Annotated in this window: 19 protein-coding genes; 17 read left to right on the top strand and 2 right to left on the bottom strand. The window is 41.1% G+C overall.

The window, feature by feature from the left end:
- Positions 1-104: 104 nt before the first annotated feature.
- From topA to ACZ41C_RS04655, 15 genes are all read left to right on the top strand, one after another.
- On the top strand, positions 105-2594 hold the full coding sequence (gene topA / locus ACZ41C_RS04725; protein WP_464564721.1) for a type I DNA topoisomerase: 2490 nt from the start codon (positions 105-107) through the stop codon (positions 2592-2594).
- Between the two features lie 67 nt (positions 2595-2661).
- Positions 2662-3819, top strand: a complete 1158-nt coding sequence (locus tag ACZ41C_RS04720) for a formimidoylglutamase (RefSeq protein ID WP_154918144.1) — start codon at positions 2662-2664, stop codon at positions 3817-3819.
- A 120-nt stretch (positions 3820-3939) separates the two neighbouring features.
- A complete protein-coding gene (porK, locus tag ACZ41C_RS04715) occupies positions 3940-5304 on the top strand; it encodes a T9SS ring complex lipoprotein PorK/GldK (RefSeq protein ID WP_154918146.1) in 1365 nt (454 codons plus the stop codon).
- Between the two features lie 78 nt (positions 5305-5382).
- Positions 5383-6033: a type IX secretion system motor protein PorL/GldL gene (porL, locus tag ACZ41C_RS04710; RefSeq protein ID WP_138257116.1), complete on the top strand. Its 651-nt coding sequence runs from the start codon at positions 5383-5385 to the stop codon at positions 6031-6033.
- A gap of 59 nt (positions 6034-6092) precedes the next feature.
- Positions 6093-7652 (top strand): type IX secretion system motor protein PorM/GldM, encoded by a 1560-nt coding sequence (gene porM, locus ACZ41C_RS04705; protein WP_464564718.1) that lies wholly within the window; start codon positions 6093-6095, stop codon positions 7650-7652.
- Positions 7653-7715: 63 nt separating this feature from the next.
- Complete coding sequence (porN, locus tag ACZ41C_RS04700; RefSeq protein ID WP_464564716.1) at positions 7716-8603, top strand: type IX secretion system ring subunit PorN/GldN; 888 nt, start codon at positions 7716-7718, stop codon at positions 8601-8603.
- A gap of 77 nt (positions 8604-8680) precedes the next feature.
- On the top strand, positions 8681-9733 hold the full coding sequence (locus ACZ41C_RS04695) for an NAD(P)/FAD-dependent oxidoreductase (protein ID WP_464564714.1): 1053 nt from the start codon (positions 8681-8683) through the stop codon (positions 9731-9733).
- Between the two features lie 161 nt (positions 9734-9894).
- Positions 9895-11805 (top strand): ribosomal protection-like ABC-F family protein, encoded by a 1911-nt coding sequence (abc-f, locus tag ACZ41C_RS04690; RefSeq protein WP_464564712.1) that lies wholly within the window; start codon positions 9895-9897, stop codon positions 11803-11805.
- A gap of 155 nt (positions 11806-11960) precedes the next feature.
- A complete protein-coding gene (locus ACZ41C_RS04685; RefSeq protein WP_138257121.1) occupies positions 11961-12836 on the top strand; it encodes a leucine-rich repeat domain-containing protein in 876 nt (291 codons plus the stop codon).
- Positions 12837-13451: 615 nt separating this feature from the next.
- A complete protein-coding gene (locus ACZ41C_RS04680; RefSeq protein WP_464564710.1) occupies positions 13452-13751 on the top strand; it encodes a hypothetical protein in 300 nt (99 codons plus the stop codon).
- Between the two features lie 553 nt (positions 13752-14304).
- Positions 14305-15435 (top strand): efflux RND transporter periplasmic adaptor subunit, encoded by a 1131-nt coding sequence (locus tag ACZ41C_RS04675; protein ID WP_464564708.1) that lies wholly within the window; start codon positions 14305-14307, stop codon positions 15433-15435.
- A complete protein-coding gene (locus tag ACZ41C_RS04670) occupies positions 15435-18710 on the top strand; it encodes an efflux RND transporter permease subunit (protein WP_464564706.1) in 3276 nt (1091 codons plus the stop codon). Before ACZ41C_RS04675 ends, ACZ41C_RS04670 begins: the two co-directional genes overlap by 1 nt.
- Complete coding sequence (locus ACZ41C_RS04665; protein WP_154918159.1) at positions 18710-20026, top strand: TolC family protein; 1317 nt, start codon at positions 18710-18712, stop codon at positions 20024-20026. The genes ACZ41C_RS04670 and ACZ41C_RS04665 overlap by 1 nt, the downstream gene beginning before the upstream one ends.
- Positions 20027-20058: 32 nt before the next feature.
- Complete coding sequence (locus ACZ41C_RS04660) at positions 20059-20730, top strand: hypothetical protein (RefSeq protein WP_138257125.1); 672 nt, start codon at positions 20059-20061, stop codon at positions 20728-20730.
- Between the two features lie 12 nt (positions 20731-20742).
- Positions 20743-20925, top strand: coding sequence for a CPXCG motif-containing cysteine-rich protein (locus ACZ41C_RS04655; protein WP_138257126.1), 183 nt, complete (start codon positions 20743-20745; stop codon positions 20923-20925).
- Here ACZ41C_RS04655 and ACZ41C_RS04650 read toward each other — a convergent pair whose 3' ends face one another.
- Positions 20926-21621, bottom strand: a complete 696-nt coding sequence (locus ACZ41C_RS04650; protein WP_464564703.1) for a head GIN domain-containing protein — start codon at positions 21619-21621, stop codon at positions 20926-20928.
- A gap of 173 nt (positions 21622-21794) precedes the next feature.
- On the opposite strand from ACZ41C_RS04650, the gene ACZ41C_RS04645 reads away from it, so the two are divergent.
- Positions 21795-22238: a hypothetical protein gene (locus ACZ41C_RS04645; protein ID WP_464564701.1), complete on the top strand. Its 444-nt coding sequence runs from the start codon at positions 21795-21797 to the stop codon at positions 22236-22238.
- Positions 22239-22564: 326 nt separating this feature from the next.
- Here ACZ41C_RS04645 and ACZ41C_RS04640 read toward each other — a convergent pair whose 3' ends face one another.
- Complete coding sequence (locus tag ACZ41C_RS04640) at positions 22565-23410, bottom strand: AraC family transcriptional regulator (protein WP_464564699.1); 846 nt, start codon at positions 23408-23410, stop codon at positions 22565-22567.
- Positions 23411-23550: 140 nt separating this feature from the next.
- Here ACZ41C_RS04640 and ACZ41C_RS04635 point away from each other — a divergent pair, with 140 nt between their 5' ends.
- Entirely contained in the window at positions 23551-24480 is a 930-nt protein-coding gene (locus ACZ41C_RS04635) for a dihydrodipicolinate synthase family protein (protein ID WP_464564697.1), read from the top strand.
- The last annotated feature ends 1 nt before the right edge of the window (position 24481 follow it).

Here is a 24481-nt window from a genome sequence, read left to right as displayed (position 1 = left end):
AATTCTTTGATTTCATGTAATTCTTTGAAATTACCCTGAAATAAAAGGACTCAAATTTTAAAGTATAAATTTTAGTATACATTTGTATCCATAAAAATCAATGCATGGCCAAGAATTTAGTTATCGTCGAGTCCCCGGCAAAAGCAAAAACCATTGAGAAATTCCTAGGAAAGGATTTTAAGGTAGAATCCAATTTTGGACATATTGCCGATTTACCCTCCAAAGAATTGGGCGTAGATGTGGAAAACGACTTTACACCAAAATATATCGTTGACAAGGAGAAAAAGGCCTTGGTCAAAAAATTAAAGGATTTGGCCAATAAAGCGGAAACTATTTGGTTGGCAAGTGATGAGGACCGGGAGGGAGAGGCCATATCCTGGCATTTGGCCGAAGAATTGGGCCTGGACAAAAAGAAGACCAAAAGAATCGTTTTTAACTCGGTCACCAAAGCGGCCATACAGCGGGCCATTGAAAACCCCAGGGATATAAACTACAATCTCGTAAATGCCCAACAGGCCAGAAGGGTCTTGGACCGTTTGGTGGGATATGAACTATCGCCCGTGCTTTGGAAGAAGATAAAACCGGGCTTGTCCGCCGGTCGTGTGCAATCCGTAGCGGTCAGGCTGATTGTTGAGCGGGAACGCGATATCGAGGCCTTTACACCTGAAGCCTCGTTCAAGGTTTCTGCGGAATTCCAAACGGAATCGGGCAGCGTTTTTCAGGCGAAGTTGGGCAAGGCCTTTGATTCCAAGGAAGAGGCAAATGCCTTTTTGGAACAAAATATCAGGGCCGAATTTTCAGTTGCCAAATTGGACAAAAAACCGGCCAAAAAATCCCCATCGGCACCCTTTACAACCTCAACCTTGCAACAGGAAGCTTCGCGAAAGCTTTATTTTTCCGTGGGAAGAACCATGCAGGTGGCACAACGATTGTACGAGGCCGGACTCATTACCTATATGAGAACGGACAGCGTGAATTTATCAGGGGAAGCTATAAATTCGGCCAAAGATGCTATCATAAAAAACTACGGCGAAAAATACAGTAAGGTCAGGAACTTTACCGGAAAATCAAAAGGAGCCCAAGAAGCGCATGAGGCCATCCGACCTACGGATATGTCCAACCAATCCCCTTCACTGGAACGGGATCAGGAAAAATTATATGACCTTATATGGAAAAGGACGGTCGCGTCACAAATGAGCGATGCCGAGCTGGAACGTACCAATGTTCGTATCCAGGCAGATAAACATTCCGAGGAATTCACCGCCAATGGTGAGGTCATCAAATTCGATGGTTTTTTAAAAGTATACTTGGAGGGTGTTGATGATGAGGATTTGGCAGAAGAGCAGGACGGTATGCTACCAGCCATGAAGGTAAACGAAATCCTTTATAATAATTATATCACCGCCACGGAACGGTTTACAAGACCTCCCTATCGATTTACCGAAGCTTCTTTGGTCAAAAAGTTGGAGGAATTGGGAATAGGAAGGCCTTCGACCTATGCACCTACTATTTCTACTATATTAAATAGGGGGTATGTTGAAAAGGGAACCATTGAAGGTACGGAAAGAAAATATGTCCAGATGGTTCTTGAGGCAAATAAAATAAAGGAAAAGAACCTTACAGAAAATGTAGGTTCCGATAAGGGTAAAATGGTACCCACGGATATTGGTACCATCGTCACAGACTTCCTAGTAAGCAATTTTGGAAACATTCTGGATTACAACTTTACGGCACAGGTAGAGGAGGATTTCGATGAAATTGCCACGGGCGAGGAAGATTGGAAAAAAATGATGAAGAACTTTTACAAGGATTTTCATCCCAATGTCCTAGACGTTGAGGAAAATGCGGATAGGGCCAGCGGCGAACGCGTTTTGGGCAAAGACCCCAAAACGGGCAGACAGGTGTCAGTTCGTTTAGGAAGGTTTGGGCCCATGGTGCAAATTGGTACCGTGGAGGAAGAGGAAAAACCGCTCTTTGCAAGTCTTTTGCCGGACCAGTCCCTAAATACCATAACGTACGAGGAGGCCATGGACCTCTTTAAACTTCCCAGAAAATTAGGAGTTTATGAGGGGGAAGAAGTAGAAGCGAACGTGGGCAGGTTTGGTCCTTATGTGCGCTTTGGCAAAACCTTTATTTCCCTGCCCCAGGATGAAAGTGCCATGGAAGTTGAAATGGAGCGTGCCATTGAACTCATAAAGGAGAAACAAAAGGCCGATGCGCCTATTGCCAATTATGAGGGTGAGGACGTTACAAAAGGTGTTGGCCGCTTTGGCCCCTATATCAAATGGGACGGAATGTTTATCAATGTCAACAAAAAGTATGATTTTGATAATCTTTCCCAGGATGATATTGAGGAATTGATAGAAGACAAAAAGAAAAAGGAACGGGAAAAGGTAGTGCAGAACTGGCCGGAAAAAGGTATCCGAATCGAAAAGGCACGATGGGGTCGCCATAACATTATTAAAGGAAAGATTAAGGTGGAGCTGGCCAAAACGGTAGACGTTTCCAAAATGTCCTTGGAACAAGCTGCCGAACTCATAGAAAAAAAGACACCCAAAAAAAAGACCAAAGCGAAAACTAAATCAAAAAAGTAGTATAATTTTGAAAATAGTGAAGCAGCGAATCACTTTCAATCATCAAAATTAATACCGCGTAACCCACATGGCTTTTGATTTTTTAGTCCCAGTAGAAGATAAGGTACTTGCCCATTGTGAATTACTGCCCGCACAGGCCATTGGTAGAAATACCCATATACATACGGAAAAGGATGGTTTGCCGGTTTTGGCAAATGCCACCGTCGCCATATTTGGAGTCAAGGAGTCCAGAAATGCTTACGAGAAAAAACTGGAAACTTTGGATGTATCGGGCATTCGATTACAATTGTACAAATTGATGCTGGGTAACTGGGATACTACCATTGTAGACCTTGGAGATTTGGAGGAAGGAGAAACCGTTGAGGATACTTATTTTGTAGTAAAGGAAGTGACCGCTGGCCTGTTGGAAGAAAATGTGATACCTATACTATTGGGTGCCACGCAGGACATTACCTATCCGGTTTACCGGGCTTTTGACGGTATCAAGGATATGATAAATATGGTCGCGGTTGACAGTCGGTTCGATTTTGGCATCGATGACGAGCTGATTTCTTCCCATTCCTACATGAGCAAGATCATTACCGATAAACCGAACAACCTTTTCAACTTTTCCAATATTGGTTATCAGAGCTACTTCAATGCCCAAGAGGAAGTGGATCTTATGGAGCGGCTATTTTTTGATTCCTACAGGTTGGGTGAGATTGCCCACGAACTTTCCTTGGCAGAGCCGGTGCTTAGAAACGCCCATATGGTAAGTTTGGACGCCAGGGCTATCAAAGCCAGTGAAATTGGATTTTCAGGTAATTTTTCCCCAAACGGTTTTACGGGAAGGGAAATCTGTGCCATTGCCAGATACGCCGGTATCAGTGAGCGGGTCATGGCATTCGGTATTTTTGAAATGGAAAACAACATCCAGTGCCAACAACTTCTGGCACAAATAATATGGTATTTTATTGAGGGTATCAATTACAGGATCAAGGAGTCTCCCTATTCCAAAACGGACGACTTTACCAAGTACAATGTACCCAATGAGGAAGAGGAGCTTATTTTCTACAAGAGCCTTCTTACCGAAAGATGGTGGGTAGAGGTGCCATCTATTTTTTCTTCGCATACTAAAGAAGGTACACCTGCGTTATTACCTTGCACAGAGCAGGATTATTTGGACGCATGTGACCAAAAAATTCCCGAACGGTGGTTTAAGGCCTATAAAAAGGGCTTTAATTAATTGAAAAATTAGTAAGACATAAAATTAATAATACAATAATTTATTCAAAAGATAGTTTTAAGAGTTAGAATAACATTATAGTATTTGCATTTTAACCATAATCGAAATTTAACCTAAAGTATGAAGAAGCTATTGTTATCATCTATAGCGTTTGTTTTTTTGCTCACGAGTTGTGGGTCAAAGACTAAAGGAGAGCTAGTCGGCGTCCAGGGCAAAAAATGGTATCCCGAAAAACCATATGGAATGGAACTTATCCCAAGGGGTTCTTTCATTATGGGTAAAAGCGAAGAAGACCAAGCCAAAGTTTTAAACGCCCCTACCAAAACAGTAACGGTACGTTCCTTTTACATGGACGATACTGAAATTACGAACAGTGAGTACCGTCAGTTCGTAGAATGGGTAAAGGATTCCATTACAAGAACCCGTTTGGCGATTTTGGCCGATGAATTGGGAATTGGACCGGAAGATGGTGGAATTGGCGAGTATGCCTTTAAGGATGCGGATACCACAAAATCATCGGTTTATGACAAATATATGTTGGACAACTATTCCGGCATGGGTGAAACTGGTTATGAGGGAAGGGCCTTGAATAAGGATGAAGATCTTATTTGGGACACTTCTGAGTATCCGGATGAATATTATGCAGAGGTTATGGATTCCCTATACATACCAGAAGAGGAGTCCTATAATGGTCAAAGAAGCATCGACGTAACAAAGTTAAAATACAAGTATAGCTGGATGGATATTGAGGCTGCTGCCCGTGCCGCCAAAAAAGGCAAGGGAAGTAGGAAGGATTTCATCCGTACGGAAGAATTGGAAATCTATCCTGATACGACCGTTTGGATCAGGGATTTCGAATACTCCTACAACGAGCCAATGCACAACGATTATTTCTGGCACGATGCCTACAGCGATTATCCTGTAGTAGGTATCTCCTGGCAGCAGGCAAAAGCTTTCTGCAACTGGAGGACCAAGTTCAAGAATGATGACCAGAAAAGTCGCGGTAAACAGTTCGTAAACCAGTTTAGATTGCCAACCGAAGCCGAATGGGAATATGCGGCCAGAGGCGGAATCGAAGGTGGAACATACCCTTGGGGCGGACCTTATGTAATCAGTGATACAGGTTGCTTTATGGCCAACTTTAAACCTCAGCGAGGAGATTATGCAGCGGATGCAGCGCTATACACCGTAGAAGCCAAATCCTATGAGCCAAACGACTTTAATCTCTACAATATGGCCGGTAACGTATCTGAGTGGACAAACTCTAGTTATGACCCTAGTGCTTACGACTACGTGTCCACAATGAATCCTAACGGTGGAGACCAGTCAAATACTAGAAAAGTAATACGAGGAGGTTCTTGGAAGGATGTTGCCTACTTCTTACAAGTAAGTACAAGGGATTACGAATATGCAGATTCCGCACGTAGTTACATAGGCTTCAGGACAGTACAGGATTACATGGGCGAGGAAGATTCAACACAGTAAACAAGTAAACTATTCATATTAAATTAATTAATTAGTAACCAAATCTTTAGTATTAAACCTTTAAATTAAAATTAAATCATGGCACAGTCAAAATCAACAAAAAAATTATTCAACATGGCCTACGGGCTTGGAGCATCAGTCGTAATTATAGGTGCATTGTTTAAAATCCTTCACTGGGAATTTGGACCTTTAACAGGTGGACTTTTATTGGCTATTGGTCTTATTACAGAAGCCCTAATCTTTGCGATCAGTGCATTCGAACCTGTAGACGACGAATTGGATTGGTCTTTGGTATACCCAGAATTAGCTGGAGGTGAAGCCAAGGCTAGAAAAAATGAAGTGGCCGAAATTAAGGAAGCCGAAACTTCTTTATCCAAAAAATTGGATGATTTGTTAAAAGAGGCAGGTGTAGATGCCAACCTAATGGAAAGTTTAGGTACCAGTATTAAGAACTTTGAAGGTGCCGCCAAAGGTATTGCACCAACCGTAGATGCTATGGAATCTACAAGAAAGTATTCTGAGGAAATGGTACAGGCTGCCGCTCAGATGGAATCTTTGAACAGTCTTTATAAAGTACAATTAGAGAGTGCTAGCAGACAAGCTTCCGTTAACGAGGAAGTAGTACAAAACGCAAGTGCACTTAAGGAGCAAATGGCTTCATTGTCTACAAATCTTTCTTCTTTAAATGGTGTTTATGGTGGAATGTTGTCCGCAATGAACAGAAACTAAATTGGATTTTATTAAAACCAAACCAAATCAGTATTAATTAAAATCTAATTAAAAAAACCATGGCAGGAGGAAAAGCAACACCACGTCAGAAGATGATCAACCTTATGTATTTGATCTTCATCGCAATGCTGGCGTTAAATATGAGTAAAGAAGTACTAGCGGCATTCGGTATTATGAACGAAAAGCTGGAGACTTCTAACGAAAAGACGACCGCAAGTAACGAAGCGTTCTTGGGTAGTCTGGAAACTAAGGCATCTGAAGATGCGGCCAAATATGAAAAGCTGTATCAGAATGCACAGAAGATCAAAGCAATGTCCCAAGAGTATTTCGACTATTTGGAATCCCTTAAGGACGGTATGACCGAAGGATTGGAAGATCCCACAGATTATGCCCGTATGGACAATTCAGATTATTTGGATCAAAAATTCTTTCAGGGTGACAATCTATCCGAAGGTGGTCAGGAATTTATGAATAGATTGACCGAATATAGAGATCAAGTAGCCGCAATCGTTCCAGCTACGCTAAAGCAATCCGTTATCGATCGTTTTAAAACCGGCGATGAAAACGGTAAGGTCGAGAAAAGGGACGGGACCAAGCAAGATTGGATCAACTATCACTATGAAGGGTATCCTTTGGTCGCCTCTTTGGCCAAGTTGACTTCTTTACAGGCCGATGTTAAGGCTACGGAAGAAGCTGCATTGAAATCCATGTTGGAAGGTGAGTTGACAAGCCAAGTTTCCTTAAAGAACTTTGCAACTTCACTTTCGGCTTCTAAATCTGCATACTATGCCGGTGAAAAGTACGACGGTAAAATCATCATAAGCAAAACGGATAACACCTCAACTCCAGTGAGAGCTGAATTGACTTTGGACGGTAGAAAACTTTCCGAAGGGACGGACTATAAATTGGAAGCAGGTGGCGTGAAAATGTTGGTCGGTGCAGGAAATGCAGGAGACCACAAAGTGGAAGGTACTATTTATTTTATGCAGGATGGTGAGGAAATCGAGGTACCTGTTAGTAACTCTTTTGCAACGATTTCCAAGCCAAACGCCGCTTTGATCGCTGCGGATAAAATGAACGTGGTGTATCGTGGCGTGGCAAACCCAATGTCAATTTCCATCCCTGGTATTCCAAATAACAAAGTTACTGCATCTGCTCCAGGTTTAAAATCAGTAGGAGGCAGCAACTATGTAATGAACCCAGGTACTGGTAGAACGGTAACGATTTCCGCCTCTGGTACATTACCTGATGGGCAGACTGTTTCCTCCAAATCTGAATTTAGAATTAAGGACATTCCAAGACCAGAAGGTACTCTTAGCAGACAGGCAGGTAGTATTAAACTTCCTAGGGCAAATGTGGAGATTGCTACCATTGGCGCTATGTTGGATGACTTTGATTTTGACTTGAACCTTGCTGTTAGCGGATTTAAATTCAAGGTGCCTGGTCAACCAACAGTTACTGTAAACGGTGATAAGTTGGATGGTAGAGCCAAAGCCGCCCTTAAACGTGCAGGTCGAGGTGATGTGGTACAAATCTTTGATATAGAGGCTTACATTACAAATAACAAAAGTTACAAGTTGAAGAAAGTATCTCCGGTTGTTGTGGAGATTACAAATTAAAATAATGAATACTACCGGGTAACCAGCAAATGGTTGCCCGGTTAATTTTAAAGTTTTATAAGAATGAATTGGAAAAATGTTTTAATATTGGGTGCGGTAACATTGTTGCCTGCCTCCATGATAGCCCAGGCCAATATCCTTAACGCTAAAAAACCTGAGGATATAGGAGTTCGTACCGAGGAACAGAAAGCTGTGGATAATGACGCTCCTTTAGAATATGGTTATGTGGACGATAGGGATATTCTTTGGTCCAAGACGCTATGGGAAACCATTGATTTGGACGAAAGGGTAAATTTCCCGCTTTACTATCCTACGGATACGATGGATATAGGAAAAAATAGAAGGTCCCTATACCATGTATTGATCAAAAATCTTAGGGAAGGTAAACTGGAAGCCTATACGGATTCCTATTTTACAGAAAAAAGAACTTATAATGACCTTGCAGGTGCATTGCAATCCGTAGATACTTTGGACTATGGGTATGAGCAAATGAATGCCGGGGAGCAGGTTTCTGCAGAGTACATTACCCGAAGAAACATAACTGCAGGTGAAATTGAGGAATACCATATTAAAGGCATGTGGTATTTTGATAAAAGGCAGGGAGAGTTAAAATATCGTTTGTTGGGTATTGCCCCGGTTGCTCCGGACGTAAACTTCATCGACGATGATAATCCGGATATGGTGGAGCTGTTCTGGGTATGGTACCCGGATGCCCGTGAAATTTTGCACGAGGCCAAGGTCTTCAACCAGCAAAATTCCGCCCAGCCCATCTCTTTTGATATGTTGTTGAACGCAAGAAGGTTTAATGCCGTTATCTATAAAGAGGATAACGTTCACGGAGACCGCAAGGTCAGTGATTACATTGCGGACAATGCGCTTTTCCAATTGCTGGAAGCAAAACGTATCAAGGAAACCATTAGGGACAGGGAACAAGATATGTGGGCCTACTAGGTCAAAAAAAAATTCCAATTCAACAATATAAGCTCCGATAAGTATCGGAGCTTTTTGTTTATGGCTATTTTTGCCAAATGGTAGATTATATCCTTGTAGGCCTCGGTTTGGCAGGAGCCGCTTTTTGTGAGACCCTTAGACGCAATCAAAAAAGTTTTCATGTCTTTAGCGACCAATCCCAGACTTCCTCAAAAGTGGCTGCGGGCCTGTCCAATCCTGTTATTTTAAAGCGGTTCAATTTGGCCTGGAGAGCCCATAGTCTATTACCGTTTTCCAAAAGGTTTTATGAGGAAATCGAAAGTGAATTGGGAAAATCCTTTCTGATCGAGCAACCCATTTTGCGCAAATTCAGTTCCATTGAGGAGCAAAATTTATGGTTTGAAGCATCGGACAAGGAACATTTAAATCAATTTTTATCCTCCCAACTCTTAAGGAATACCAATCCAGCGTTGAACGCTCCCTATGATTTTGGTGTATTGAACGGTGCGTACCGATTAAGGACCGAAGAATTCCTAACTGCCTATCAAAGAAAAATACTTGTACCGGATCAATTCTCATTGGAAACATTTGATTATTCTGAGCTACAGATAAGGTCGGAGTATTTGGAATATAAAGGTGTAAAGGCCAAGAACCTTGTTTTTGCCGAAGGTTTTGGGGTAACGAAAAATCCCTTCTTTAATTATCTTCCGGTACAAGGCTCAAAGGGGGAGTATCTCATCATCGAATCCAAGGAATTATCGGAAAAAAACGCCGTAAAGTCATCCGTCTTTCTAATACCACTAGGGAATAATCGGTATTTGGTAGGGGCAAACTATAATCCGGTAGACAAGGACAACAGACCATCGGAAGCAACCAAGATAGAACTGCTCAAAAAACTGGAGGGTATAGTGAATTGTTCCTATGAAGTGGTAGGGCATGTTGCAGGGGTCAGGCCTACGGTCAAGGACAGGAGACCCTTAGTAGGAAAACATCCAAATCACAAAAATCTACATATTATCAATGGTTTTGGTTCCCATGGTGTCATGATCGCACCTTGGGCGGCCTTGGAATTATTTAATTCTATTGAAAAAGGAACATCATTGGACCCTGAAGTTGATATCAATAGGTTTCTTAGTTTGCTGTCAAACTAATCACATGGGCGTATCCATAGTACAATACTTAAATAATACGGGAACTTCTTTATAAATTTCTATCGAGTTAAAATCCTTTTTTTGACCTTTGCACATCCAAAAAAGGGACGGTATATAAAGCTAAAATGCCGATTTCTTTTCGTTATTAAAAATTAGATAGAATGCTTAACATTCACAACTTATCCGTATCATTTGGCGGGGAATATTTATTTGAGGAAATCTCCTTTCGGTTAAATGCCGGAAATAGGGTAGGGCTCGTTGGAAAAAATGGCGCAGGTAAGTCTACACTGCTTAAATTACTGGCCAAGCAAATGCCGATAGACTCCGGTACCATTGCCGTTGAAAAGGATATTAAGATCGGGTTTTTGCGTCAGGATATCGACTTTGAACTGGGAAGGACGGTCCTGGAGGAGGCCTATCAAGCATTTGAGGAACTAAAGGTACTGGAGGCCAAAATGGACGAAATCAACTATCAACTGGCGGAACGTACCGATTATGAAAGCGAAGGCTACAACCAGCTCATCATCGATTTGAGCGATGTAACTTCCCACTATGAAATTTTGGGCGGATACAACTATCAGGGCGAAACGGAAAAAATATTACAGGGCCTTGGTTTTAAAAGAGCCGATTTTGACAAAAAGACCGAAACCTTTTCCGGGGGGTGGCGCATGCGTATCGAACTGGCAAAATTGTTGTTGCAAAATAACGATGTGCTGCTCCTGGATGAGCCTACCAACCACTTGGATATTGAATCCATCATCTGGTTCGAGCAATTTTTGAACAATTATACCGGAGCGGTCATGATCGTTTCGCACGATAAAATGTTCTTGGATAACGTCACCAACAGAACTATTGAGATTTCCTTGGGAAGGATTTACGACTATAATAAGCCCTATTCAAAATATTTGGTCCTTAGGGAAGAGATTCGCCAACAACAGTTAAGCGCACAAAAGAACCAGGATCGCGAAATACAACAGGCAGAACGACTCATAGAGAAATTTAGGGCCAAATCCACTAAAGCTTCTATGGCCCAATCGCTCATAAAAAAACTGGATAAGATAGTACGCATCGAAGTCGATGAGGATGATAACAGTGTGATGAGCCTTCGGTTTCCTGTTTCCGTAACGCCGGGCAAGGTGGTGGTAGAGATGGAGAACCTATCCAAATCCTATGGTGAAAAAAAGGTTCTGGAAAATGTGGACCTGCTGGTGGAGCGTGATAGTAAGACGGCCTTTGTGGGTCAGAACGGACAGGGAAAATCCACCTTGGCCAAAATTATTGTGGGGGAACTGGAGCATAAAGGCCATCTTAAGCTGGGGCACAATGTCCAAATAGGGTATTTTGCCCAGAACCAAGCGGAATATTTGGATGGGAACAAGACTATTTTGGATACCATGATAGATGCTGCAAATGAGTCTAACCGAAGTAAGGTGCGTGATATCTTGGGTTCATTTTTGTTTCGGGGAGATGATGTTGAAAAATACGTGAAGGTGCTTTCCGGTGGGGAACGAAACCGACTCGCCCTAGCCAAAATGCTCTTACAGCCTTTCAACGTTTTGGTAATGGATGAACCTACCAACCACCTCGACATCAAATCAAAAAATGTACTGAAACAGGCCTGTCTAAATTTTGAGGGAACGCTTATTCTGGTTTCCCACGATCGGGATTTTCTTCAGGGATTGACCAACAAGGTCTATGAGTTTAAGGACAAGCGAATCAAGGAGTATCTTGGGGATATTGATTTTTATCTGGAACAGCGTAAGGTCAATGACTTTAGAAGTATAGAAAAGCGGGAGGAAAAAAAGGAAGTGAAACCCATGGAACGGAAAAACACTTCTTTTGATGACCAAAAACAACTAAAGAGCCTTAAGAACCAACTCAGCGGATTGGAAAGTAAAATTTCCGCTCTTGAGAAGGAGATAAAAAAGATAGATCACGAGTTGTTGATGAATTATGACGCCACCATTGCCAAGCCCAACTTTTTTGATGAATATCAAGCTAAAAAGGCAAAGCTTGAAAAACACATGGATAAATGGGAAAGCCTTACCTTGGAAATTGAAAGTATACAATAACCTTGACCTACTACATTCGTAGTTTCACAACGTTTTCCGGAAGTTTCACAACAAAATGTATGCGTTGAACGATAATTTTTGGCTCTTTATCGTTTATGTTAGAGATTTGTAAGATAATTCTTAATTCTAGTTAAGAACACATAATTTCATCATATATGAAGAATCTATACGTACTGTTATCCATATTCATGTTAATTTCCAGTCTTGGTATGGCCAAAGTTTCAAAAACTGAAAAAAAGGCTTTGATTGCGCTCTATAATAGCACAAACGGTGCACATTGGATTCGAAAGTGGGATTTGAAAAAGCCAGTCTCAGAATGGTACGGTGTTAAGATTGAAGACGACAAGGTCGTTGAAATCAACTTATTCCATAACAATTTGATGGGTCCCTTACCGGTTGGAATTTCTAAATTGGAAAATCTCAAGGTGTTGAATTTGGCGTTTAATTCAATTACGGGGGAATTACCGGGAGACTTGGTACAATTGTCACATTTAAGGGTTTTAAAGCTGGAGATGAACAGGTTAAAGGGAGGAATTCCAACTAATATTGGCGGACTATCGAACTTAGTGGAACTGACCGCTTTCAATAATTTTCTTTCTGGAGGTATACCGGAGAGTATTGGTGACATAAGTAATTTAAAAATTCTTAACCTTTCCAGTAACTCCCTAAATGGAACCATTCCGGAATCTCTTGGACAATTGACACAATTGGAAACATTGGGACTTTTCGAAAATACCTTGGAAGGATCCATCCCAGGGGAAATCGGACGTTTGACAAAATTAAAGGAATTGGTTTTGGCGAATAATAGCTTGAACGGTGAAATTCCAGAAGAATTCAATCAATTGGCAAGCCTCCAAATATTTCAAATTCAGAACAATAATTTTTCATCCTTTAAGAATCTTGAAATATTAAAGACTAGGGAGTATTTGGTATTCGACTATGATGGGTTCGATAAAAACCTTGATTTTAAGGAGCTTAAGTTGGATAAGACTCGAATGGCCGATACAAAATACGAAGACGTAGAAAATTAAGAGTAGTTTACACTTTTAGTTAGTTTGGTGAAAAAAGAGGTGTTGGTAGCACCTCTTTTTGTTTTTTTTGATATAATTAAAGCCTCTGATTTCGAGCTTTAGATGTATTCAGTAGCTTTTACAAAAGATTAGGAAAATGGACAACGGTTGGTTCAATAATATAGTAAAAAAAAAATAGACTCCTAGGTAATTTAAGCTTTGGTGTAGTCCTCTTTTTTTCAATAACATTCTTCATCCGCAAGTCCCTAGACAGGCGCGCAAAGCCTTGGAGGAACTTTATGTTAGAACATCTGATGAATCTTGGACGATCACTTAGAACTTGCAGGAAGAAGTATCGTCAAGGCAAGGAATTCGGGTAGAAAACGGTCATGTCATTTCCATAAATTTGTATTATAATTGACTAATAGGCGAACTACCGAAAAATTTTCAGAACCTACCATACTTAGATAGCCTAAATCTAGCTTTTAACGATTTAAATGGTACGCTTCCTTTTTTCCTTTTCAATACTTCGCGTTTAAGAATATTACGACTAGAAATGAATTCGTTTCAGGTACATTGCCCAAAGGGATTTCTATGGATTGCAAACTAACGGAATTGAGCCTTTTTAATAATTAATTGGAAGGAGTTATTCCAGGTAAAATTGGGAATGCCAAGGCATTAAAAATACTAAACCTTTCCTGTAATTATTTTACCGGTTCCCTGCTCCAAGGTCTTTTCTGCCTTAAGGAATTGGAACAGGTGGAGTTATTTGGAAATGGGCTTTGTGGCGAAATCAAACTTGAAATGGAAAATATAGTGCATTTAGAGGAAATGGTATTGTCCTATAATAGCTTTGAGGGAAACCTACCTGAAAATATCGCTAATTTGGAACACCTTGAATTGGTACAATTGCATGGGAACAATCTTATTTCATAAGGTCTTTTAGATCTCAAAATCCTAAGGTCTGGTTAGCTTTGACAGTTATGACTTGATTATGAATATTCAAATTAGGGATAAGATCGGGTTTAGCAAACCAAGAATGGCAGATACAAAATTTGATGACTCAAAAAATTAAAATCTACGAACTAAACTATTTAAAAGAGGTGCTTTAAGCACCTCTTTTTAGTTTTTACGTTAATCGTCTACACGTAAGTTTCATTTACTTCAGTTGCAGTTTTTCAAGTTTTATGAAATTTTTAACCTCCTGTAAAGAATATACGGGAACCGATTTTTTGTAGTTTCGCCGTTTAAAACCGTTTAATTTCATCCTAAATCACTGAATTTAATCTAGTTAACTTTTTATAGGGTTACTATTCATGTTTGGAGCATATTGAAGCGTACTTGAACCATAATCCAAAAAATTGGGTAAAGCTTAAGGTCATTTCACAAATCAATTTGGACGTTTCATGTACATAAAATAATTGTTTCACATAGACAGAAATATATTTGTAGTCGTTTTAAAAAATCAATTGTTAAAACCAAAACCAAAATGCGAAAAATCATCTTTACCGGACTAGGTATCGTATTAATAGTAGCTTCATTTTTTTTGGCGAAAGTCATTATAGACAATAAAAAGGTCTTTAAGCCACGCGCCCAAAAGGTAGTAAAGACCGTTTTTACTGAAGTAGTTGAAAACAAGACCATTCCCATTGTTGTATCCGCTAACGGAAATCTTAGGGCAAAACAGCGGGTTGAATTGTATGCCGAAGTGCAGGGTGTCTTTAGAAGGGGCAGCAAATTGTTCAAGGAAGGTCAGGCCTATAACCAAGGTGAAACCATCATCAGTATTGATGCCGATGAATACACTGCAAGTGTACAATCCGCCAAGAGTAACCTTTACAATGAGCTAACATCCATTATGCCGGATTTACGCTTGGACTACCCGGATTTTTATCCAAAATGGCAGAAGTACCTAAACGGTTTCGACCTTTCCAAGAGTACACCAAAATTGCCCGAAATGACTTCAGAAAGTGAGCGTTTCTTTATCACGGGAAGAGGTATTCTTTCCAGTTACTACAATGTAAAGAACCTGGAGCAACGGCTATCAAAATATAGGATAGTCGCTCCTTTTACTGGAGTTTTGACAGAAGCTCTGGTAACGGAAGGTACATTGGTCAGATCCGGTCAGAAATTGGGCGAGTTCATCAATCCCGGAGTGTACGAATTGGAAGTTTCGGTAAGCAAATCGTTCACTGATTTATTAAAGGTGGGCGAATCCGTGGAATTGACCAGTTTGGACGGCGAAGAAGTCTATACAGGTAAGGTTGCCAGAATTAATGGAAGGGTTGACCAGGCTTCTCAGACAATTAAGGCCTACATAGAAGTGGACAACGACAAACTACGGGAAGGTATGTACCTAGAGGCGAATCTGGATGCCAAAAAGGAAGAAAATGCCATCGAAATAGATAGAAGCCTGCTTTTGGAAGGTAATAAAATATTCGTAGTTCGTGATTCCGTATTGGACCTTATTGATGTAAAGCCGGTCTATTTTTCTGAAAAAAGTGTTGTTTTGAAGGATGTTCCCAATGGAATGACAATTATGTCCAAGCCATTGATCGGTGCATATACGGGTATGGCCGTAAAGGTATACGAAGACCAACCAGATAACTCTAAAGGATAATGCGAAAGATCATTGAATACTTTATTAGATACCATGTCGCCGTAAACGTGGTAGTTATTTCCTTTGCCCTTTTTGGCATCGTGGGGTACAAGTCCCTGAAATCCTCTTTTTTTCCATTAACTGATTCCAAGAACATTTCCATTACCATTACCTACCCGGGTGCCTCGCCACAAGAGGTGGAGGAAGGTATCGTGCTTAAAATAGAGGATAACCTAAAAGGTTTGGAAGGGGTGGATCGTGTCACTTCCACATCTAGGGAAAATAGTGGTACCATTAACATCGAAATAGAAAAAGGAAGGGATATCGATTTCATGCTGCTTGAGGTAAAAAATGCCGTGGACAGGGTACCTACCTTTCCAACCGGCATGGAGCCTTTGATAGTGTCCAAATTGGAAGCGGTTCGGCAAACGATTTCCTTCGCCATTAGTGGTGAGGATATTCCTTTGGCCACTTTGAAAAATGTGGGTAGGCAGGTTGAGAACGATTTAAGGGCCATACCCGGAATTTCCCAGATAGAGATTTCTGGGTTTCCGCAGGAAGAAATTGAAATTGCTGTTAACGAAAATAACCTATTGGCCTATGGAATTTCATTTCAGGAAGTCGCTACTGCAGTAGGAAATGCCAATATTTTGGTAACCGGTGGTAATATAAAAACGGATGCGGAGGAGTACCTGATTCGCGCCAACAATCGGTCTTATTATGGCGATGAGCTTTCCAATCTGATCGTTCGTGCTGATGTATCCGGTAGTACCGTGCGTTTGAAGGATGTTGCGGAAATTCGCGATAGGTTCGCAGAAGACCCCAACGCCAGTTACTTTGACGGTAATCTGTCCGTAAACGTATCCATCACCAGTACCAATACGGAGGATTTGATACAATCTGCCACCGATGTTAAGGCCTATGTGGAGGAATTCAACCAAAAGTACTCCAATGTGGAATTGGATGTTGTTTCCGATCAATCCGAAACATTGGTGCAACGGACCGAATTACTCGCCGAAAACGCCATTATGGGAATGATTTTGGTTCTGATATTCCTATCACTCTTTTTAAATACCAGGTTAGCGTTTTGGGTAGCTTTTGGATTGCCCGTAGCCTTTCTTGGAATGTTCGTATTCGCCGGATTTTTTAACGTCACGATTAATGTGTTGTCCCTGTTTGGGATGATTATCGTGATCGGGATATTGGTAGACGATGGTATCGTTATCGCGGAGAATATTTACCAGCATTATGAAAAGGGGAAAACCCCAGTACAAGCAGCCGTAGATGGTACCATGGAAGTACTGCCCCCAATTATATCGGCCATCATTACCACCATTTTGGCCTTCTCTATCTTCTTGTTCCTCGATAGTAGGATTGGGGAGTTTTTTGGAGAGGTATCTGTCATCGTTATTCTAACCTTGGTAGTGTCCCTTATTGAGGCCTTGATTATACTACCAGCACACTTGGCACATTCAAAGGCACTTCAGCCCTTGGATGACAAGCCCAAGAAAGGAGCAGCCAGCGCTTTTGCCAAGCTACGGGTCATCAATGATTTCGGGGATAAGATTATGGTTTGGATGCGCGACAAGCTCTATGCGCCATCGCTAAGATTTGCCATGCGTTACAAAATACTTACATTCAGCTTTTTTGCCATGGCTCTGGTGCTCACTTTTGGGTCTCTTGGAGGTGGTATCATACGCACAGCTTTTTTTCCTAGGATTGCCAGTGACAGGGTTAGTATTGAATTGCAGATGCCCAATGGTACCAACGAAAAAATTACCGATTCCATCATAAGCCTCATTGAGGAAAAGGCTGAAATTGTCAATAAGCAACTTACGGAGGAATTTTTGCCCAATTCGGATAAGATGATGTTTGAAAACATGATCCGTAGACTGGGACCTGGTTCCTCAACGGCGCAATTGACCATCAACTTATTACCCGGTGAGGAACGCCCCGATGCCGTTGTGGCCGATGTCGTAACGAGAAGAATAGAGGAACTGGTAGGGCCAGTGATTGGCGTAGAAAGCCTCATTTATGGTTCCGGGGGAAATTTTGGCGGTTCGCCCGTTTCCGTATCCCTATTGGGGAACAATATTGAGGAGCTCAAGGCGGCCAAGAACGAGCTTAAAGGTATTTTGCAGAACAATACCCGTTTAAAGGATATTTCGGACAACGACCCTGCGGGTATCAAGGAAATTAGATTGCAGTTAAAGGAAAATGCCTATTTGTTGGGGCTGGACCTGAGAACGGTCATGAATCAGGTACGAGCCGGATTCTTCGGCGTACAGGCTCAGCGTTTTCAAAGGTCACAGGACGAGATTAGGGTCTGGGTCAGATATGATAGGGAAGACAGGTCGTCCATTACAAATTTGGACGAGATGCGCATCGTTACGCCTTCCGGTGATCGGGTGCCCTTGAAGGAAATAGCGGAATATTCCATTGAACGTGGCGATGTCGCCATCAATAGGTTGGAAGGCCGCAGGGAGATTCAGGTTTCTGCAGATATGAAGGATATTAAGGATAGCCCAACGGAAATTATGGCAGAAATCCAAAATGTGATTATGCCGGATATTCAGTCCAGATATCCTACCGTTACGGCTTCCTACGAAGGTCAGAATAGGGAATTGGGAAAACTCACTGGTTCTCTAAAGGTCGTGGGACTATCCGTCCTATTGCTCATCTATATAACCATTGCGTTCACGTTTAGAAGCTTTAGTCAGCCTTTGATGCTATTATTGTTGGTACCGTTTAGCTTTACGGCGGTAGCTTGGGGACACTGGATACATGATTTCCCCTTGAACGTACTTTCTATTTTGGGTATCATCGCCTTGATAGGAATTATGGTGAACGATGGTCTGGTGCTTATCGGTAAGTTCAATAATAACCTTAGAGAAGGTATGACCTTTGATGCAGCCATATATGAAGCAGGTAAATCAAGATTTAGGGCAATTTTCTTGACCTCTGTAACGACCATTGCAGGACTTGCTCCCCTTATGTTGGAGACAAGCAGACAGGCACAGTTTCTAAAGCCTATGGCCATATCCATTGCATATGGTATTGGCATCGCCACGGTTTTGACCCTATTGATGTTACCATTGTTTCTATCCTTTGGGAATAAATTGAAATCAAAGAACAAAATGTTGGCGAGCGGTCATAAGATTACCAAGGAAGAGGTAGAAAGAGCTATTTTGGAAAAAAGGGAGTCCGAACATTTGGAAGGACAAAAGAACCATGGCCTGAACGGAAATCTAATCGAGGAAAAACCACACCATAAAGAATTAGAAGAAACCATATAATGACAAGATTTAGATTAACAACGTTCCTTTTATTATTCTCTTTATTAGTTGTTGCACAAGAAGACCTTCTCTCCAAGGAAGAAGCGATTACCAAGGCACTTGAGAATAATTTTGGGATTTTGGTTGCCAATAATAATTTAAGGATTGCCGAGAACAATAAAAGCCTAATGAATTCAGGCTTTTTACCTTCCTTAACAGGAAATGCAGGTGCATCCTATGATAAAAACAATCAAGAGGCCACATTCCAGGATGGTAACGTAAGGGCTATAGATGGTGCGGAAACAACTCGTTACAATGCATCTTTGAACCTTAATTATACGCTTTTTGATGGGCTTGGAAGAATGTATGACTTCAAAAGGCTTAAGGAGGAATATAATCTCAGTGCGCTGGAAACAAGGGAAACTATCGAAACGACCATGTTGCAGTTATTTACTGTATATTTTGAGGTGGCAAGACTTACCGAGAATATCAACGTTTTAGAGGAAACATTTTCCAATACTAAGAACAGATTGCAAAGGGCAGAATATAGTTTCGAATTTGGACGGACAAATAAATTGGATGTCTTAAATGCAGAGGTGGACTTGGTCAACGATAGTATAAATCTTATGAACGAGCGGCAAACGCTCAGAAATACTAAAAGAGATTTAAATCTACTGTTGAACCGCGAGCTACTTACCACTTTTGAGGTAGATACGGTCGTTAGTTTTACCAACTCAATTAGATTGGAAGAATTTCTTGGAGTAGGGGTAGAGAATAATGTACGAATCCTTCAAATGAAACAGAATATCAAAATAAACGATTATACCTTAAAATCAAGTAAGTCCGTTTTTTTGCCCACAGTGGGACTTACGGGGTCTTATGGGTGGAACCAAGGTAATTTCCCCGCCACCAACTTCTTGGCCTCCAACGTTTCTACAGGTGTTTCCGCTGGTCTCAATTTGACATGGAATTTGTTCAATGGGGGAACTAGTATCACCCAAATAAAAAATGCAAGGATTCTATTGGACAATCAGGAAATATTGGAGGAACAGACCATTCAAGAGGTAAAAAGGGATATAGAAAATGCAAAAGACGACTACCAAAACCGATTGGATATTTTGGCCCTTCAAGAAAAAAATGTGATAACGGCTCAAAACAATTTTGATCGGTCTAATGAACAATACAAACTAGGGCAAATTACCTCCGTTGAGTTGAGACAGGCACAGATAAATCTATTGAATGCCCAGACCAATAAGAATTTCGCTAAATATGACGCCAAATTGGCGGAATTGCAATTACTCCAACTCACGGGGCAGTTACTGAATGTTGAAATATAAACGGCACAGTTCAAATCATAAAGTAAAGTACCATGTACAAGGATAAAACGGACAAAGAACTTTTGGAGGTGTTGGAACAATATTCCCAATTAACATTCGAGTCCCAACTAAGTTTAAAGGACGAAATCAGTACGAGAGGTCTTATTGCAGATACCTCGGAACTCGATGCCGCTATAGAAGACAAGATTTCCCGAATAAAAAATTTTGAATTTTTGAAGGATTTTGGTTTTAAGGCCGAAACAACCGACAATAAATTTTTGGTAACCAGGACCCAAACCGCGACCTTGACCGATGTCTTTGCGGTCATTTTGGGGCTCATTATTTTCTTCTTGGGCGTCAACGGTGTCGTGAACCTCGTAATGACCTTTGTGAATGGCGATGAAATAGACGTTTTTACCCTGGCCGTCAAGTTTGCCATGGCGGGACTCGTTTTTGTTGGCATCAAATTCTTTAGTGGCCTAAAAAGATTGTTCGACTACAGTGGCTTTGAACTGGCGCGCACGGATGGCGATATTACCTTAAAAAAGCGGTTTGATATTAAACTTGAGGAAATCAGGGCCAAAGCTTCAGACCTATTCTTGGATAGGGAGGAGGATGAATTGGAGCTTAAATTGGGGAATCAGGTTATTTTCAGTTCCAATGCGGAAAGTCTGGTGCAACGGATGACCTTGGAGGAATTGACCAAAAGACTTAAAGGGAATTAATCGCACCAAGTTATGTACGAACACTTTTTTCAATGTCCCTATTGTTGGGAAAAGGTTTCCATGCTTATGGATCCTTCCGTATCTAAACAGACCTATATTGAGGATTGTGAGGTATGTTGTAACCCCATTGAAGTGACCCCGGAATTTCAGGGCGATGCATTGGTGGGTTTTGAAGCCAGGGAAATCGGACAATAACTAATCCATTTCTTGAATCTTACCCCCGAAGACTTTGTCCCTTTTCACGTTCTTGGGTTTTCCATAGATGAAAATGGATCCGCCGGCCTTCACTTTGGCATTTACTTCCTCCGTGGCTTTGACATCGGCCCTACCGCCTGCCATTACGGTTACTTCGGTCATCTCCGTATTCAAATCCTTGCAATAGGCCTTTCCGCCCGTATTTACGGAAACCTCCTGTTTTTTGCTGCTTCCCGTTAGGGTTATTTCACTTCCGGATACGGAACGTACATAGACCTCCTCCAAATCGACCTTTAGGTCAATGATTCCACCTTCCTGCCCTTTTATTTCGACTTTGGAACCCTTGAAGGTTTCTTCGGAACTAATTTTTGCATTTTCATTTACATCCAACAAGGTCAAGTCTTCTGTATAGTACAAGGTGCCCTTGGCCTCATCGCCGTCCATGAAATTGCCAAACTCCATCTTGATTTTTAAAAGTCCGTTTTTATTGGATATTTCCACTTCGTCACGGTCGTCTCCCGAGATTACGAGTTTGTTCTCATTGCTTTTTACCAAGGAAACTACAATTCGGTCGTAGACCTTCAGTTCCGTAAACTTTTCAAGGGTCTTGGTATTGGTCTTTTGGGCGAATGTTAACGAGCCAATACATAAAAGGATGGCGAACGCATATAATTGTTTCATTTCTAAGGTGTTCATAAGGTCGTTTTTCAAAGGGTAATTTAAGATTATTTACGAAAAAATGGTAACGGTGTTTATGTTCAATAGTTGGCAAAAATATTAATCGCCGGAATTTGTTTACAAATATTATATTATTGATACCATGAAAATTGCGGTTCTTAAATTGGAATGGTTATTGTTTCAATCATTTTATGGGAAAATTAATGGCTCCTTTTATAGTCTTTTTCGTGTTATTAAATTTTGGTCAGGAAAAGCAAATTTCTAGTCCAAATCTGGAAAATTTAAAAAATGTTCAAGAATTCGTTTCCACTTTTCAAAAAGAAATAAATGAAGCAGATTTAATAGGTGTATGGTATACAACGGCAGTTACCAATTCAAAATATAGAAGAAATCCCTATCCTATAATTAAAAGCAGCTATTCTTTTAAAAAGGATTTTTCAATTGTATTCGTTAGGAATAATAAAATGACTTCTGATATTTGGAGTCTTTCGGCTAATAATATTCTTACTATCACAACTTTCTCCGATAAAATAGTTTATCAAATAAGTTATTTCAAAGATGGCGTATTGATTCTAGCCTCTTCAAATGCTCACATAACACTCAATAAAGCAAGAATGAAAGCAATGGATAATTAAAACACTTTCTCTTTTCCTAATTGTAATTTGTTCTAATTATCCTAAAAATAATAGGCAATACTCATTTGACGGGATTTCAGTTTCTACCTACTATTTATGGTTTATATACGGGATAGTCTGATTTTGCAAAGCTGAAAGGTGTAGAATACAAACGAGACTTCCAAAATTCACATAATATTCACGGAGACTTAAAAACTTTTTCTACAGCCGAGTACATCTCATTCGGCCGGATTTTCTTCCCAGTATTAGGGGCAGATCCCAATTTTTCATTCTCGGTGGAATAATCGTGCCTGTTTTTGCCTCTAACTGTGAATCAACAGATAATCTTATTCAAAGCTCTTTTTGTAAGAAGATGGGGATACGCCTTTTACGGCCTTGAATTGTCTATTGAAGTTGGACTGATTTTGAAAACCACAGGCTTCGGAGATTTCGCCAATTGACAGGTTGGTGGAAAGCACCAATTGCTGGCACGCATGGGACACCCTATATTCGATCAAAAAATCCATAAAACTTTTGTTGGTATGTTTTTTAAAGAACCTACAAAAGGAATTTTTTGTCATATGACTTATAGAAGCTACTTCTTCCAAAGGTATGGGCCTATGAAAATTTTGGATCACCAAATCAAAGATGCGCTGCAACCGTTCCCCTTCGTCCAAACTTCGCACCTTCGTTGTGGCCGATAGCGAGAGCGTTTGGCTAGGAAGGCCACATAATTTGCTCAGTAGCTGCAACAAGCCTAGGAATCGGTCGAATCTATTTTTAGGTTCCATCCCCTTAATAAATTGACCGAGTTCCTTTTGCTCCTCCAAGACCCTAAACCCATGTTGTGCCTTGTCAAAAAACATCCGTATATCCTGTAGTTCCAATAAACGGAAGAAATTTTCACCAAAGGAATCCTTGGTAAAGAACAAGGTGTACATTTTGGAAGGGGTCTTACCACTATCCTCACTTTTAAACAGGTGGGGAATGGCACTTCCTATCACAAAAAGATCATTGGAGCTGTATGGATGGATTCCGTCCATAAAGACCAGTTTTCCGGTACCCCGCTCAATATAACTTATCTGTATTTCTTCATGTTGATGGAGTTTATCATAGAAACGGATTTCCTCATCAACCTGGAATACCAAATTCTCCGAGGGCGATTTTGGGATTACGAAGGGTAGTACTTTCATTTTATGAAGTTAGTTCAAATTATCCACATTATACGATTCATTATTAAAATTAAGGGTAATATAATACTGTAATTGGATAAGATGCAATTAGGGCGTTGTACCCGGTCTATGTAATTTTAAGGAAACAAAATTATTGAATTATGGCATTTTCATGGAGCGGGGTAATGCCCGCGGTTACTACAAAATTTACAAAGGACGGAGCATTGGACCTGCATATGTTCCAAGTGAATATCGAGGCCCAAGTGGCTGCCGGGGTAAACGGTATCATCCTAGGGGGGACCCTGGGCGAGGCGAGTACCTTGACCGGACCCGAAAAGGAGACCTTGTTAAAAAGGACGATCGGGATTTTGGATGGAAAAGTGCCGGTGATTTTGAATATTGCGGAACAGACCACCCAAGGGGCCATAGATGCCGTGAAAGCGGCTGAAAAGAACGGCGCATCAGGTCTTATGATGCTGCCCCCCATGCGTTACAAGGCCAATGATTTTGAGACGGTGACCTATTTTCAGGAGGTGGCACGTAGTACAGATCTGCCCATCATGATCTATAACAACCCTATTGATTATGGTATCATGGTGACCTTGGATATGTTCGAGACCTTATTGGAGGAAAAAAACATCACCGCCGTGAAGGAAAGTACGCGTGATATTTCCAATGTTACCCGTATAAAGAATCGGTTTGGAGACCGACTCAAAATTCTGACCGGGGTGGATACCCTTGGGCTTGAAAGTCTCTTAATGGGTGCCGAAGGCTGGGTAGCCGGACTGGTTTGTGCCTTCCCGGCTGAAACGGTCGCCATTTACAAATTGGCAAAGGCTGGAAGGATTAAGGAGGCCCTCGAAATCTACCGATGGTTTCTGCCCTTACTGGAATTGGACATCAATCCACAGTTGGTACAGAATATTAAGTTGGCCGAAGTCGCCACGGGCATAGGCACTGAAAACGTTAGGGCTCCCCGACTGCCTTTACAGGGTGCGGAGCGGGAAAGAGTACTGAAGATCATTGAGATCGGGATGGCAAACAGGCCCCAATTGCCGGACTATTTGCACTTGGAAGAAGCAATTTTTTAAA

It is taken from the genome of Maribacter sp. C-4077, from assembly GCF_055378385.1.
The sequence above is the reverse complement of the archived record's forward strand: the minus strand, read 5'-3'. Positions and strand labels throughout refer to the sequence as shown.